This is a genomic window from Rhizobium sullae, from assembly GCF_900169785.1.
Lineage (GTDB): Bacteria > Pseudomonadota > Alphaproteobacteria > Rhizobiales > Rhizobiaceae > Rhizobium > Rhizobium sullae.
Genome location: NZ_FWER01000056.1, coordinates 20,295 through 35,486, shown reverse-complemented (window position 1 = coordinate 35,486; position 15,192 = coordinate 20,295). Strand labels below are relative to the sequence as shown.

The 15,192-nt window shown below is 59.3% G+C and carries 15 protein-coding genes; 10 read left to right on the top strand and 5 right to left on the bottom strand.

All coding sequences use genetic code 11. The features are described from left to right. The coding region (locus BN1800_RS32245; RefSeq protein WP_087003616.1) for an RHE_PE00001 family protein at positions 1-844 on the bottom strand (844 nt) is incomplete at its 3' end. A 198-nt stretch (positions 845-1,042) separates the two neighbouring features. Here BN1800_RS32245 and BN1800_RS32240 point away from each other — a divergent pair. Together BN1800_RS32240 and BN1800_RS44165 are read left to right on the top strand one after the other, a co-directional pair. Continuing rightward, positions 1,043-2,188 carry a site-specific integrase gene (locus tag BN1800_RS32240; RefSeq protein WP_087003600.1) on the top strand — a complete coding sequence of 382 codons (1,146 nt, stop codon included), beginning with the start codon at positions 1,043-1,045 and terminating at the stop codon, positions 2,186-2,188. 149 nt (positions 2,189-2,337) lie between these two features. After that, positions 2,338-2,499: an SEC-C metal-binding domain-containing protein gene (locus tag BN1800_RS44165; RefSeq protein ID WP_132568428.1), complete on the top strand. Its 162-nt coding sequence runs from the start codon at positions 2,338-2,340 to the stop codon at positions 2,497-2,499. Between the two features lie 449 nt (positions 2,500-2,948). Here the strand turns inward: BN1800_RS44165 and BN1800_RS32235 are convergent, their stop codons facing one another. The 4 genes from BN1800_RS32235 to repA form a co-directional block, all read right to left on the bottom strand. Next, a complete protein-coding gene (locus tag BN1800_RS32235) occupies positions 2,949-4,016 on the bottom strand; it encodes a hypothetical protein (protein WP_132568427.1) in 1,068 nt (355 codons plus the stop codon). A gap of 265 nt (positions 4,017-4,281) precedes the next feature. Beyond that, positions 4,282-5,496 (bottom strand): plasmid replication protein RepC, encoded by a 1,215-nt coding sequence (repC, locus tag BN1800_RS32230; RefSeq protein WP_087003595.1) that lies wholly within the window; start codon positions 5,494-5,496, stop codon positions 4,282-4,284. A 191-nt stretch (positions 5,497-5,687) separates the two neighbouring features. Continuing rightward, positions 5,688-6,722, bottom strand: coding sequence for a plasmid partitioning protein RepB (gene repB / locus BN1800_RS32225; protein ID WP_087003592.1), 1,035 nt, complete (start codon positions 6,720-6,722; stop codon positions 5,688-5,690). Further along, the gene (repA, locus tag BN1800_RS32220; protein ID WP_037143914.1) at positions 6,719-7,942 is read right to left on the bottom strand and encodes a plasmid partitioning protein RepA; all 1,224 of its coding nucleotides are present in this window, start codon (positions 7,940-7,942) and stop codon (positions 6,719-6,721) included. The genes repB and repA overlap by 4 nt, the downstream gene beginning before the upstream one ends. Before the next feature lie 372 nt (positions 7,943-8,314). Here repA and traI point away from each other — a divergent pair, with 372 nt between their 5' ends. From traI to trbL, 8 genes are read left to right on the top strand one after another with little or no spacing between them, the layout of a single operon-like run. After that, complete coding sequence (gene traI / locus BN1800_RS32215; protein WP_027513381.1) at positions 8,315-8,929, top strand: acyl-homoserine-lactone synthase; 615 nt, start codon at positions 8,315-8,317, stop codon at positions 8,927-8,929. A 19-nt stretch (positions 8,930-8,948) separates the two neighbouring features. Next, complete coding sequence (gene trbB, locus BN1800_RS32210; RefSeq protein WP_027513380.1) at positions 8,949-9,926, top strand: P-type conjugative transfer ATPase TrbB; 978 nt, start codon at positions 8,949-8,951, stop codon at positions 9,924-9,926. Next, positions 9,916-10,299 carry a TrbC/VirB2 family protein gene (locus BN1800_RS32205; RefSeq protein ID WP_027513379.1) on the top strand — a complete coding sequence of 128 codons (384 nt, stop codon included), beginning with the start codon at positions 9,916-9,918 and terminating at the stop codon, positions 10,297-10,299. The genes trbB and BN1800_RS32205 overlap by 11 nt, the downstream gene beginning before the upstream one ends. Continuing rightward, the gene (locus tag BN1800_RS32200) at positions 10,292-10,591 is read left to right on the top strand and encodes a conjugal transfer protein TrbD (RefSeq protein ID WP_027513378.1); all 300 of its coding nucleotides are present in this window, start codon (positions 10,292-10,294) and stop codon (positions 10,589-10,591) included. Before BN1800_RS32205 ends, BN1800_RS32200 begins: the two co-directional genes overlap by 8 nt. A 10-nt stretch (positions 10,592-10,601) precedes the next feature. Further along, positions 10,602-13,058: a conjugal transfer protein TrbE gene (locus tag BN1800_RS32195; protein WP_087003589.1), complete on the top strand. Its 2,457-nt coding sequence runs from the start codon at positions 10,602-10,604 to the stop codon at positions 13,056-13,058. Further along, on the top strand, positions 13,030-13,833 hold the full coding sequence (gene trbJ / locus BN1800_RS32190; protein ID WP_027513376.1) for a P-type conjugative transfer protein TrbJ: 804 nt from the start codon (positions 13,030-13,032) through the stop codon (positions 13,831-13,833). Before BN1800_RS32195 ends, trbJ begins: the two co-directional genes overlap by 29 nt. Continuing rightward, the gene (trbK, locus tag BN1800_RS32185; protein WP_311319516.1) at positions 13,830-14,003 is read left to right on the top strand and encodes an entry exclusion protein TrbK; all 174 of its coding nucleotides are present in this window, start codon (positions 13,830-13,832) and stop codon (positions 14,001-14,003) included. Before trbJ ends, trbK begins: the two co-directional genes overlap by 4 nt. 35 nt (positions 14,004-14,038) lie before the next feature. Next, positions 14,039-15,187: a P-type conjugative transfer protein TrbL gene (gene trbL / locus BN1800_RS32180; RefSeq protein ID WP_179213951.1), complete on the top strand. Its 1,149-nt coding sequence runs from the start codon at positions 14,039-14,041 to the stop codon at positions 15,185-15,187. The last annotated feature ends 5 nt before the right edge of the window (positions 15,188-15,192 follow it).

Here is a 15,192-nt window from a genome sequence, read left to right as displayed (position 1 = left end):
GGGTCTCCCGGTCGCGATTTCGGCGCCGGTCGACGGGAACGGTTTTGAGGCCAAGATTGATGGCGGCCAGATGTGCCGCGGTGGTGACGCCGGCCTGGCGCAGGATCGAGGCGCAAAACAGCCGGCCGAGCCAGGGCGCGTGCTGAAGGACCGAAAGCTCGTTCCAAGCATCGAGGGCGACGATCGCCTGCAGCACCGGCGGCAGCTCTTGCGCCTGCCGGAGCACGCTGCGCCATTCCTCCAGTCTCTCGTCCTCGTCCCAGTCGAGATCATAGACCAGCGGGTTTTTTTCTCGGGCGTCTGCCAGGCTGGGCCGCTTCGCCTCCTCGATCGCGGCCTCCGATCGGGCCAGCACCACATCGATGGCCGCAAACTCGGCGTCGAGTGGGCTGGCGTCATCATCGCCCTGTTCCCCCTCCCCTTCTTCGGCCCCGTCGACATCCACCTCGGCCCCGCCGATCGCCACGGCGCTGTCGGCACCATGCGATGCTGCAGGCCACGCCTGCCCGCGCAGGCTGCGCAGACCGTCGGCGCTGAGTGCCCAGCCGGGCGGCTGCGATGCAATCCGCCGACGAGTCCGCAGCGCGTCGCGGGCGATGGTGAGTTCGTGGGTCGGGGCGCGGATGTCGGCGCCGGCGTCATGCAGCACGAGGTCTTCGAGATGCACGAGTTCGCCGTCGATCCACAACGAGGCGCAGGCATCGGTGAACTGGGTGCGCTCGATCCATCCCTTCCCGACCGGCGAACGTGCGATCCGCTCGTCCAGACGCGTAAGCGCGATACTGGCGTCAAAAGCCGGCCGCATCAGGGCTGTCATGCTGATTTTCGCGAGATCGTAAGTCATTGATTTTATGGTAAACGGTTTGCTAAAGGAACTCTATAGCGATATTACGGTTCGCCACATGGTATGATTGGTAGTTGGCGCTCTAACCATCGATAACTATCCATTATCGATGGTAGATTGATTTCGAGGCGCAAATCACCGAAAACCGTGTCAGCGGACGGCTGCTCGGCCGTTGCGAGCACGGCTTTGGAGACTTCTTTGACACCACCTGCCAAAAAATCCGCCGTCGATCGTCGCGCCGAAGAGCTCGACACCATTGCCGCCGTGCTGCCGGTCGAACGCCGCGACGAGCTCGCCGAGCTGCTCACCGACCAGGATGTCGAGACGCTGCGCCATCTCGTCAACCAGGGCATGGGTGACAACACGCTGCGGGCACTGACCTCGGATCTCGCCTATCTGGAAGCCTGGGGCATGGCGGCGACCGGAAAATCCCTGCCCTGGCCGGCACCCGAGGCGCTGCTTTTGAAATTCGTCGCCCATCATCTCTGGGACCCGCAACGCCGCGAAACCGATCCGGATCACGGCATGCCGGCCGACGTCGACGAAAACCTCCGCCACCAAGGCTTCCTGAAATCCATCGGCCCGCACGCGCCAGCGACGGTGCGCCGGCGGCTGGCGAACTGGTCGACGCTGACGAAATGGCGCGGCCTCGACGGCACCTTCGCCTCCCCTTCTGTGAAATCGGCGATCCGCCTCGCTGTGCGCGCCGTCCCTCGGACGCGTCGTCGCAAGAGCGCCAAGGCGGTCACCGGCGACGTCTTGGCAAAACTGCTGTCGACCTGCGCGACCGACAGCCTGCGGGATCTACGCGACCGGGCGATCCTGATGGTCGCCTTTGCCTCCGGTGGCCGAAGGCGTAGCGAAATCGCCGGATTGCGCGTCGAGCAACTGACCGTCGAGCCACCGATCGAGGTGCCGGACGGCTCTCCCCTCCCCTCGCTTGCCATCCGTCTTGGCCGCACCAAAACCACCTCCGGCGAGCAGGACGATATCGTCTATCTGACCGGCCGACCGGTCGACGCGCTCAAGGCCTGGATGACGGCCGCCAAGATCGAGAGCGGGAGCGTGTTTCGGGGTATCGGGCGCTGGGGGACGGTGTCGCGGCGGGCGATCGATCCGCAGTCGATCAATGCCATCATCAAGCAGCGGGCGGTAATGGCTGGATTGGATAGCGGGGAGTTTTCCGCGCATGGGCTGCGATCGGGATATCTCACCGAGGCGGCGAATCAGGGAATTCCTCTCCCGGAGGCAATGGAGCAGTCACGCCATCGTTCCGTTCAGCAAGCCTCGAGCTATTATAACAATGCCATGCGGCGAAGCGGTAGAGCGAGCCGCATCCTCTGATTACCCGTCGATACGGTATCCGCCTACCCGGGAAACGGGCTGACATTCGACAGTCGCAATTTGATAGCGGCTACACTAAATAATGTTGCGCAATCAGCTGATCTGCTTGCAAGACCGCGCCGTGGTTTCAGCCGTTCCTTGGCGAGCATGTGACAATACCGTCCGATCCGCATCACCCCTGCCCGTGCAATAGCAGTTTGCCCTACAGCGAGTGCCATCAACCCGTCATGGAGGCCCCGGACGAGGATCGTTTGGCCATCGGGCATCAAGAATACGCTCTGCGTTGGAAGAGCAGGGGCTTTACGGGTTGATCGCTCAACATCTTGCAAGCTTCGGCCAAGTCGGTCGTGTAGTCGATGTTGGCTGCGGTCGGGGCCAAGGTCTCGCGGCGCTGAAAGCTCTCTCGAGAAAGGGATCCACCTTTCTCATCGGAATTGATGAGAATCCTGCGTGTCTCTCAGCTGCAGCCGAACTGCTAGGCGCTGTAGCCCCTCTTCCGCGACTTCAGCGAAAAATTGGGCGCTCGCGCATACGAGCTAGAACCTGTTCCCGGTCGATTGCCGCCAATCGCCCCTGTTGTTCTCATCCAAGCCGATATGCTGCGCGCAGACCCTGAGTTTGAAGATTGGATTGTTGCGCTCGCGCCTTTTGATGCCGTGACGATGTGGTTCACGGGAGCGCACGGGGCACGTCAGTACGATGCGCTGATGAGTGAGTTGAACATCAACAGCGACCGCGGGCTCCATCGAGAGCCGCCAACCTACCTGAATTTCAAGGTGGCCACGTTATCCGCGTCTGCCATTCCGATATCCCAGTTAATCTGCGCGGCGTTTGCAACGGCTTGAAAATCGATTTCTCCGGTTCTCAAGGATGCGATCGGGCGTTGCACGAGCCCGCGATCGTTGGCCAAAGCGCAGACCAGATCAAAGGATCTACTGTCATTCCCGACAGCCACGATGTGCGTGACATCTTCGCGAACCAGCGCATCAATGACAGCTCCGAGGTCGCGATAATCCAGCAGATTGGCTTCGGGGAGGTCACCGCCGACCGATCGAAGAATATATGACGCCATGTCGCAGCAATCGGTATTGAGATATACATCGAGAGCGGCTTCTTCATTGACAAGAAGATGGGCGATGCACTTTGCGATCGGCGCCGACGGTTCCTCTGTACGATCCTCGAAGTCATTGTTGTAGAAAAGATAGGAGCTGAGAACCCCAACTTCGGCGAGGCGAGAAAGACGTCGGAGCTGATCCCCGCCATCATGATCACGGTCCTCACCTCTCCTGATGTCTACGGGATCGTTACAGGCAATATTCGTTCGTTTCGCTTGAAAGCAATGACAGACATATTGGCTTCCAACGTCGAATACGAACGCAATATCTCCGCCCGTCCGACGCTCGCGACCTCGTACGTTGAGATCGGCGATATATAGCGTCGGGTGCCCAGAGGCCTCGGCCTGCGAAGAGTACATTACGTTGAGCTTGGCTACCGCGTCGATGACTCGTCTCTTCAATAGGGCGGTCAAGCCATCTTCATGGCACGGCAACAGGCAATCCTGGGTGGCGAAGCCTGATTGGGCTTCGAGAAACGTTAGATAATAGTAGCCCGACCGATCTTGAGGGACAAATTTTGCGAGGTCGTAGCCGAGTGCTTCAAACTGATCGATCCAACACTCGTATGGGTCGCTCACGAGGGACGGAAGGCTATTCGCGCAGTAATTTCGAAGGATCTCGACGGAAGGTGCTAAGGTATTTGGATATCGCTTCGCGGTGGCGTGTAGCGTACGGGTTCTCCAATTCGATTGGAAAAAGGGGCTGAGCAGCAAGATCTAATCTCCATTGTGCAATACCTTTGCCCGAACGCCGCAAAATATTCAGTTAAACAGAGCCTTAAAATGCACTTCACACATACTCCGGATCCCGTCGAGGCACCCTCCTCCGTAGCCGATACCTCATAGTTCATTTCCCCCTTCTTGAAGGCCGTTCGGACCATTTCACGTCACGATCGGGAATCAGCTCTGCAATCCGGTTCCGCCCACGAAACCCTGACAGCTGTCAGGGTTTTTATGCTGATGCTTTCTCACCATCATTTTATCCTACCTTGAGCCCGCTATCGTTGGCCGCCCTCAGGAGCGCCATCAGCATCGGTCCGAGTGAAAATTCGCCCCGCTCCGCCTTGCGCGTGAGGTCTCGCAGATAGCCTCCCGGCGAATTGATATGTCCACTCCGCTCAAGGATGCAGGCGATCGCTGTCGCAGCATTTTCCGGCCCCATCACCTCGCAGGCCTCCTGATAGGCCGACGGGCTGACGCCCAGCATCGACCGCACGACGATCCCGGCGGCCATCATGTCGCGCCAACTGCCGATGGCCCCGCTCGGCCCATACATCGAGATGCCTGCGCAGGCTCGCAGCACCATGCCAAGCGGAAAATTACGGATCGGCTCCCGCTTCGGCCGATCATCATCCACCGACTTCGCGCCCTGCTCATCTTCAGAGCTAGGTTCAAATTCATAGGTGGATTCGGTTTTTGAAATCTGTATGTGACGCTCATTGTGAGCATCATTGGTGCTAGTATTTTCGTCTTTTTGCTGCATTTCCAGAACGTTGATGATCTCCCCCTGCAGGAGTTCCATCTCGTCCAGGATTGAATTCACGTCGCTGAGCGTCGGAGAGCGCGGAATCCTGCTCACGAGGCCGATGTAGATCGCTTCGATGTTCTCCCAGTCCCCTGAGGCGCCTTCCTCGATCGCGGCCGAAATGAGCTTTCGGACGTCGCGGCGGCAAATTGTCAAATTTTCCTTCGCCCGCCGGAGCCCTAAACGATCGGCAACGACCTGTTGCGCCATCATGGCGAGCTGCTCGGCTCTCATGAGTAACGGTGACAGATCAAAGCCGAATGCGTTATCGATCGCACCCGCCTTGTCCTTCCGAGCGTAGCGCTTCCCATTCGCGCTGTCTTTACGAACGATAAGTCCGGCCTCAACGAGAAGAGCCAGATGTCTCCTAAGCGTAGCGCCGGCGATACCGTGCGCCCGAAGTGTCAATTGCGCGTTGGATGGGAAAACAATGAGTTGCGCATCTTGGCGCAATTCGTTGTCTGGATAAAAGCTCAAGAGTGCGTCGAGGACGGCTAGGCTGCGGTCCTGCAATCCAAGCAACTCCCTCGCTTCGGAGGCGTCCCTAAAGACCTTCCATTTGTCGGCCGACTTGCCTGGCTTGATCTCGCTCGTCTCAATTTGCCGCCTCACCAAGGCAAGCGTCATCGGCCGCCGCCCGAACGGCGTCGTCACACTTCCAATCTGCATTTTCTTCACCTTCAAAGAGGCAAAAGAAACCTGCTCACCAAATTACGGTGCCAAAGACTCTTGACTGGGATTCGGGGAAATGCGATTCTCTAGTTGTCACACAGAGAGAGAGGCTTCCACGACGGCAACGTTTAGGGGGCCTTTTTCTTTTGCAGCGTTTCCTTTCTTGGCCTCTAAAACTCTGACAGCTGTCAGGGTTTTTCGTGTCTTAGGCGGGCAAAGCGCTCCGTAAGCGCTGGGATCTCCGCCTCAACAAACTTCAAAAACTCGATCCCGAGTGAACCCTCGGCCGAAATTCGAACCTCTTTCGAGGACATCAGCAAGGCGCCGAGCTTAGTCCCGCCCTTGTCAGTAATCGGGCTTGGCTCCCGGCGACCGGTCGATTCTGGCTTGATGGCGTTCAACACACGCTGAAATCTTTGATCGGAGGTCTCAGCCGCATCCCCCTTCTTAACCAGCGCCGCCCGTAGGGCATCAAGCATTCCTGAGTCGCCCGCAACCGTCTTGGCCAAATCAAGCCAGCGTGGACGCCCAATCTTTGGCGCCCGTCCGATGGCTTCAATTACATCAGCAGGGACGGATCGATAGACGCTTCGCATCCGAGCCAGTTCCGCGTCCTCGATAGAAAGCGCTGCGTAGATATCCCGCGGTTTGATTCCGGCTTCATCCATGCGGAAAGCAAACAAGGCGCGCTCGATCCATGTCAGGTCCTGACGGCTGGCATTTTCGATACCCTGCGCGACAACAAGATCGACATCGGAAATCTCGACCTCGATCGCGCGGACGGGCAGGCCAAGTTGCATGGCAGCAAGCCAGCGCCGATGGCCATAGACCACCTGGTAGCGGCCAGGTGATAACGGATGTTTCCGGATCTGAATGGGCACCTTCTGTCCATCGGTCTCGATCGAACGTTTGAACGCCTCGAAGTCGCCTGCGTCGTCGTCAGGCAGCCTGTCCGGGTAGGGGGAGGGGTCAATAAGCAATGGGTCCACATCTCGAACCGAACCGCCTCCCGCCTCAAGGAGAGCCTTCAAACGATCTCGCTCCGTCCGGATGTCATCGATGGCTCGATGGGCCGCTCCGATCACGCCAGCTCCGACGCGATTGACAGCAGAAGGCGCAGGGGACACTGACGGCTGCTGCTGATCCGCGGCCTGATCACTTTCCAGCTCCGCGGAAAGCAGTCCGAAGCTTGCGACAATAGATTTGCGGGGGGATTTGCTCATTCACGCCCCCAGCTCGTGTTGATCAGGCGAACAATGGCCTCGTTCACGGCGTCGACTGCCTCTCGTGCTCGCTTGTGGGTATCACGTCCGATCTGTCCCATTTCGAGTTCATAGATCGATCGCTTGGCCAGCCCGGCGGCTTCGACCGCGGTGCTCTCGATTGCCGTCGGAAGCAACACGTCTGTTCCGAAGAGGTGGCGCATCATGGCAACCACCTGCGACTGGGGTGCGTCATTCGGATCATGTCGCGTAATCAGATAACGAATGAAGTCCTGATCGAGCTGAGCTCCGCTTTCGTTGAGAACACTGATCAGGTCTCCCATCATGAGAAGAAACTGGCTCATTGAGGCCACGTCCAGCATCGCTGGATGGACCGTGATAATCATGCTCGTCGCAGCGTAGATCGCACTCAGGGTCAGGAACCCAAGCGACGGGGGCGTATCCAGGATGACAACATCGTAGTCCGCCTCGACTTCAGCGAGAGCGAGTTTGAGCCGCTCGAAGAAGATTGCCCCAGAACTCGATTTGTTCGCCAGAACACGAGGTGTCTCGTGCTCATACTCCATGACCTCAAGATTGCCGGGGATGAGATCGACACCGTCGAAGTAGGTCTTCCTGATAATGTCGCGTATTGGGCGCCGAGCGCTTTCGTCGTACCTCAGGGCTGCGTAGATCGTCTCGTTCGCTCCCACATCGACTTCAGGCTGAGCGCCAAACAAGGCCGAAAGGGAAGCTTGCGGATCAAGGTCAAGGGCGAGAACCCGATAGCCATGAAGAGCAAGATAATGCGCAAGATGAACACAGGTGGTCGTCTTGGCGCTCCCACCCTTGAAGTTCGCGATTGCTATGACCTGCAGATGCTCTCCCTCCCGCCGGCGGGGAAGGAAGCGCAGTGAATCAGCTGGCTTCTGTTTTGCAAAGAGTTCACGCAACTCATTGATCTGTGGAAGCGTATAGACGCGATGATTGTTTTCGAGCCTGCTCGGGCTCGGACCGCGCCCTTCGCTGGACATCAGTTTCAAGGTCGAATCTGGTATCGACGTCAACTTGGATACTTCGTTAGTAAGGAACTGCCGCAACGTCTTTTCCGACTTCGGCGGATACATGCGCATTCGAAGTTGCTGCAATTGTTGAGACAGGAGGCCCGCATGGCGCGTGATCTTGCTGCCAGCATCTTCCTTGGAAGCAACCACCGATTCTACCCGTTGTGCTATCGCCATCTTTCCCTCTTGGCGGCTTCGTGCCGGTTTACCGGCCATTGCCCGCCAAAGATAGAACACGATTCTCTCGACCGGTCCAGAAGTTTAGGGTTAACAAAAGGTTAACGAAACCCAAATTCCTGAGCGAACCCACAAGTGGCTTTTCGGCTTTTTGTATTACCACTCTGAGGGTTAGCCAAACACACCCGGCTTCTAGATCCCGAATTGTTCTCCTGTGAATCCTACAAATCCAAGCTAGCCATCGGGCGACCTCAGTAATCCCTTCCACATCGCAGCGCCCGATTCACCTCCAGCTACCTTGTCGGATTCTACAACTGCCCAGCGATTCTGATCCGTGCTCATTTCCCGCAGACCTAAACGACGGAGAAAAACATGCGGGTAGTCGCGATTTCGGCACGACAGGGCATACCGGAACCACAACTTCTCGAAGCACATCACAAACTTCGAGCTCAGGTATTTTCCGATCGGCTCGGTTGGGAAGTCGATGTATTCGACGGCCGGGAAGAAGACGCGTTCGATGCACTTCAGCCAACTTACATCATTGCCGTGTCGGACAGCGACCAGGTGGTAGGATGCGCCAGGCTCCTTCCAGCACTTGGCCCAACCATGGTGTCGGACGTCTTCTCCTCGCTTCTCCCGAAGGAGGGATTGAAGGCCCATTGTTTCATGATCGAGAGTTCACGCTTCTGCGTTGATACAAGCCTCGTGGATGGAAGGGGAGGCGGCTCAGTCCATGAGGCGACGCTGACCATGTTCGCCGGCATCATCGAATGGTGCATGGCGAATGGCTACACCGAGATTGTCACGGTCACCGATCTCCGGTTCGAGCGGATTCTAGCTCGCGTTGGGTGGCCGCTGCATCGTTTGGGCGAGCCCAGGAAGATCGGCGTGACGATGGCCGTAGCGGGCACGCTGCCCGCGAATGCGGACGCATTCCAAAGGCTCCGCCCTTCCAACTACCGTTCTGAACTCTTCCCTATCAGCTAGGCAGCGTAAGGAGAAACCCGTGAACCAGCTTCGCTCTCATCCCCGGCTTGTCCGCAAACTTCAGGAGGCGCTCGGCGATCAGCTCTGCGTTGCTCTGGACGACGCGAATGTCGTCGAAATCATGCTCAATCCGGACGGGAAGCTGTTCATCGAACGGCTCGGCCACGGCATCGCGCCCGCCGGAGAAATGTCCTCTGCTACTGCAGAAATGGTGATCGGAACCGTGGCGCATGCGCTCCAGTCCGAGGTCGACACGGAACAGCCGATCGTCTCCGGCGAGTTGCCAATCGGCGGCCACCGCTTCGAGGGTCTGTTGCCTCCCGTCGTCGCCAGACCTGCCTTTACCATTCGGCGCCGCGCCTCCCGCCTCATTCCGCTCGGGGACTATGTCCGTGCAGACGTGATGACCGAATCTCAGGCCTCGACGATCCGCAGCGCAATTTCCTCCAGGCTCAACATCATCATTTCCGGGGGGACCGGTTCGGGCAAGACGACGCTTGCGAACGCCGTCATCGCCGAGATCGTCAAATCGACGCCGGAGGATCGCCTCGTTATTCTTGAAGACACCGCGGAAATTCAGTGCGCGGCAGAGAACGCCGTTCTCCTGCACACCAGCGATACGATCGACATGGCGCGGCTTCTCAAGAGCACCATGCGGTTGCGTCCCGATCGGATCGTCGTTGGTGAAGTCCGCGACGGCGCCGCCCTTACATTGCTCAAGGCCTGGAACACCGGCCATCCGGGCGGGGTGGCGACCATCCACTCGAACACCGCCATGTCGGCGCTGCGTCGCCTCGAACAACTGACCGCCGAAGCGAGCCAGCAACCGATGCATGAGGTGATCGGGGAGGCCGTCGACCTGGTCATCTCGATCGAGCGGACGCAGCGCGGGCGGCGTGTTCGAGATGTGATCCACGTCGAGCGGTTCGCGGGCGGCCAGTACGAGATCGAGTCCGACCAGCTCACGGAAGAACAGGAGGCGCGCCATGTCGCGTGAATATGCACTCATCGCCATCGCACTCAGTGCAGTGCCGAGCCTTTTCGCATCTGTTGCGCCGGCGATGGCCAGTTCCGGCGGCAGCCTTCCGTGGGAGGGACCGCTCGAGCAAATTCAGGAATCGATCACTGGCCCGGTTGCCGGTTACATCGCGCTTGCGGCCGTCGCCATTGCCGGTGGGATGCTGATCTTTGGCGGGGAACTGAACGACTTCGCACGGCGACTTGTCTACGTCGTTCTCGTCGCCGGCATCCTGCTTGGCGCCACCACCATAGTCGGCCTGTTCGGCGCAACCGGCGCGTCGATCGGTCTGACGGACGAGCAGCTCACGTCGATCGGTTCGAACGGAGAAGGGGAGGGGGCTCATGGCTGACTCCCTATCCGGCCTGCGATGCAACCGCATCCACCGCGCTCTGTCCCGCCCGAATCTCCTGATGGGCGCCGACCGGGAGCTGGTGCTGATCACCGGTCTTGCGGCCGTAATCCTGATCTTCGTGGTGCTCACGGTCTATTCAGCGCTCTTCGGTGTTGCTGTCTGGATCGTGATCGTCGGGGCGCTCAGGATGATGGCGAAGTCCGATCCGCTCATGCGGCAGGTCTACGTGCGGCACATTTCCTACAAGCCGACCTATAAGGCGACCACCTCGCCGTGGCGGCGGTACTGAGGAGACGGCCGTGGTAGCTCTCAAACGCTTCCGGGCCACGGGCCCATCCTTCGCCGATCTCGTTCCATACGCCGGCCTCGTCGACAATGGTGTCCTCCTGTTGAAGGATGGAAGCCTGATGGCCGGCTGGTACTTTGCCGGCCCGGATTCCGAAAGTGCGACTGACCTCGAACGCAATGAGCTGTCGAGGCAGATCAATGCGATCCTGTCGCGACTTGGAAGCGGCTGGATGATCCAGGTTGAGGCCATCCGCATTCCGACGGTCGACTATCCCTCAGAAGACCGTTGCCATTTTCCCGACCCGGTCACCCGCGCGATCGATGCCGAGCGCCGGGCGCATTTCGCACGCGAACAGGGACATTTCGAGAGCAAGCACGCACTGATCCTGACCTACCGGCCGCTCGAGTCCAAAACGACCGCGCTCAGCAAATATATCTACTCGGACGAGGAAAGCCGCAAGAAGTCCTATGCGGACACGGTGCTCTTCATTTTTAAGAACGCCGTCCGAGAGATCGAGCAGTATTTTGCGAACACGCTATCGGTCCGGCGAATGGAAACCCGCGAAACCGTCGAGAGGGGAGGGGAGCGGATTGCCCGCTATGACGAGCTGCTTCAGTTCGTCCGCTTCTGCATCACCGGCGAGAGCCATCCGATCCGGCTTCCGGATGTTCCCATGTATCTCGATTGGATCGCGACTGCCGAGCTTGAGCACGGACTGACGCCGAAGATCGAGAGCCGGTTCCTTGGTGTGGTGGCGATCGACGGCCTCCCGGCCGAAAGCTGGCCGGGCATTCTGAACAGCCTTGACCTGATGCCGCTCACCTATCGGTGGTCATCGCGCTTCATCTTTCTCGATGCCGAGGAAGCGCGACAGAAGCTCGAACGCACCCGCAAGAAATGGCAACAGAAGGTCCGGCCATTCTTCGACCAGCTGTTTCAGACGCAGAGCAGATCGTTTGACCAAGACGCGATGACGATGGTGACCGAGACCGAGGATGCTATTGCGCAGGCTTCGTCGCAGCTGGTTGCCTATGGCTATTACACGCCGGTCGTCGTGCTGTTTGATCACGATCGCGAAGCGCTGCAGGAGAAGGCGGAGGCAATCCGCCGGCTGATCCAGGCAGAGGGCTTTGGGGCGCGGATCGAAACGCTCAACGCCACCGACGCCTTTCTCGGCAGTCTGCCGGGCAACTGGTATTGCAACATTCGCGAGCCACTGATCAACACCAGCAATCTCGCCGATCTGATCCCACTCAACTCGGTCTGGTCGGGAAACACCGTCGCGCCATGCCCGTTCTACCCACCGAACTCGCCGCCGCTGATGCAGGTTGCGAGCGGCTCGACACCGTTCCGGCTCAACCTGCATGTCGATGATGTCGGCCACACGCTGATCTTCGGTCCGACCGGTTCCGGCAAGTCGACACTCCTGGCGCTGATCGCTGCACAGTTTCGCCGATACGAAAGCGCGCAGATCTTTGCGTTCGACAAGGGAAGCTCGCTTCTGCCACTGACGCTTGCCGCGGGCGGTGATCACTATGAGATCGGCGGCGACAACGCGGGAGAGGGGAAGGCGCTGGCCTTCTGCCCTTTGTCCGACCTTAAAAGCGACGCTGATCGGGCCTGGGCGACGGAATGGATCGAGATGCTGGTCGGCCTGCAGGGTGTCACCATCACGCCCGACCATCGCAACGCAATCTCCCGTCAGGTTGGCCTGATGGCCAGCGCGGCCGGTCGCTCGCTTTCGGATTTCGTGAGCGGCGTGCAGATGCGCGAGATCAAGGATGCGCTCCATCACTATACCGTCGATGGGCCGATGGGGCTGCTGCTCGACGCAGAGGAGGATGGCCTGTCGCTTGGTGCCTTCCAGACGTTCGAGATTGAGCAGCTCATGAACATGGGTGAGCGCAATCTCGTGCCAGTGCTGACCTACCTGTTCCGCCGAATCGAGAAGCGTCTGGATGGGTCACCGAGCCTGATCGTCCTCGACGAGGCCTGGCTGATGCTCGGCCATCCTGTCTTTCGCAGCAAGATTCGAGAATGGTTGAAGGTACTGCGCAAGGCGAATTGCGCAGTCGTCCTCGCCACCCAGTCGATCTCGGATGCCGAACGGTCCGGGATTATCGACGTACTGAAGGAATCCTGCCCAACCAAGATTTGCCTTCCAAACGTCGCCGCCCGTGAGCCAGGGACGCGGGAATTCTACGAGCGGATCGGTTTCAACGAACGTCAGATCGAGATCGTCTCCAACTCGATCCCCAAGCGCGAATACTACGTCGCCACGCCCGAAGGCCGGCGTCTCTTCGACATGTCACTCGGCCCCGCAGCACTCAGCTTCGTCGGCGCGTCCGGCAAGGATGATCTCAAGAGGATCCGCGCGCTCAGATCCGAACATGGCTTCGACTGGCCGATCCATTGGCTACAGACGAGAGGAGTCCACGATGCCGCATCGCTGCTCAACTTCGAATAAATGGTCCGCCGGCCTGGCGGCCGTCGCTCTGACGATGGGCGCCGTGGCACCGACCCATGCCGGCACGGCCGCGGGTGCTGCAACTGAATGGACGCAAGTTCTCAACAACGGCGAGCTGATTTCGCTAGTCGGAAAGTCCGGTGAGCAGATCCAGAACCAGATCACGCAGATCAACCAGCTCGCCGAGCAGATCCAGAACCAGCTGAAGATCTACGAGAACATGCTGCAGAATACTGCGCAGCTTCCGAGCCACGTCTGGGGACAGGTCGAAAGCGACCTCAATCAACTCCGAAGCATCGTAGATCAGGGCCAGAGCATTTCGTTTTCGATGGGGAACGCGGACGACGTGCTCCAGCAGAGGTTCAAGAGTTATGCCGACCTCAAAAGCAATCTTCCGAATGCCGAGAGCTTCTCCTCGACATACCAAACCTGGTCGGACACGAACCGCGACACGATCGCCGGCACGCTGAAGGCGGCGAGCCTCACGGCCGACCAGCTCGATAGCGAAGAGGATACGATGTTCTCGTTGCGGTCGATGTCCGAGACGGCTGACGGCCAGATGAAGGCCCTGCAGGTCGGACACGAAATCGCGGCTCAGCAAGTTGCGCAGATGCAGAAGCTGCGCGGTCTCGTTTCCCAGCAAATAACGATGATGGGAACTTGGCTCCAGACCGAACAGACCGACAAGGACCTGGCGCAAGCGCGACGGGAAAAGTTCTTCAACGCCATCGCCCCCTCCACGTCCGGAGGCCAGAAGATGGGGATAGAGTGGTGAGAACGAAAGCCATCCTGATTGCCATTGCCGCAATATTCGCGGTTGGAGCCGCAGGCGTGTGGTTCCTCATTTCCGAAAAGCAAGCCGCCCAGGAACGGCGGGAAGAGTTCTTTGGTGCGACCAAGGAGTTCCCGACATCCGGTGGGAAGAAGTTGAAGCCAGAATGGTGAGGAACACAATGTCGCTTCGGCAATTGCGCGCCGCAATGCTGCTCGCCGTCATCGTCACGGCGGCGGCTCAGCCAGCACTTGCACAGGAAGGCTCCGTCCTGACGGCGCTTCAGAACCAGGTTACTACTGCGGCAAAAGGGTGGGAAACCACTGTCATGGACGCCGCCAAGTCTCTCTTCTGGATCCTGGCAACGATCGAAATCGGTATCGCGGCAGTCTGGCTGGCACTCCAGGCTGCTTCTCTTGACAGCTGGTTCGCCGAACTTGTGCGGCGGATCATGTTCGTTGGCTTCTTCGCCTTCGTTCTGGCGCAGGGTCCGACCTTCGCCAAGGCGGTCGTCGACAGCCTCTTCCAGCTGGGCGCAGATGGCGGCACAGCCTCACCCGCTGATGTCTTCAATGCCGGATTGGCTGTAGCAACCAAGATGTCGGAAAGGGTTCAGTTCGGCCTCTTCGAGGATAACGCACTGGCAATCTCGGCAGCGTTTGCGATGGTCGTCACCGTCATCGCCTTTTCGCTGGTTGCCGCGATCTTCGTCTCCGTGATGGTCGAAATGTATATCGGGCTCCTCGCCGGCATGATTATGCTCGGCCTCGGCGGTTCGTCCTACACCAAGGATTTCGCAGTCCGGTATCTGATCTACGCTTTCTCGGTCGGGATGAAGCTCATGGCGCTCGTCATGATCTCGCGCATCGGCTCCGAAGTGCTGATTGGCCTCGCCAACCAGCCCGATATCGGCGACCAGTTTCAAACCGCACTTGCAATCGCAGGTATCGCCGTCGTTGTCTTCATCATCGCCATGTATGTCCCGAGCATCATGCAGGGCGTTGTCCAGGGCGCATCGGTTTCCGGCGGAATGGAAGCGATCCGCCACGGCGGGCAAGCGGCGTCTTTCGCAGCCGGGGCGGGCTTCCTTGCCGCTGGCGCCGCCGGCGCGGGCTTTGCAGCGGCTCAAGCCGCCCGCGCCGCGGGTTCCTCGGTCGCAGGTGCCGCTCTTCGTGGCATCGGTGCGGGCGTCAGTTCAGGCGCGCAAGCGACGGGATCGGCCGCAAAGGATAAGGCGATCGGGTCTCCCGGCGCCTATGCGGGTTCAATCCTCGGTCTGGCGAACGCCAAGCTCGATGAACAGCGGAGCGGTCATAGCGGACCGAAGCCTCATCCCGAACGCAACGACAAACCATAATCGAG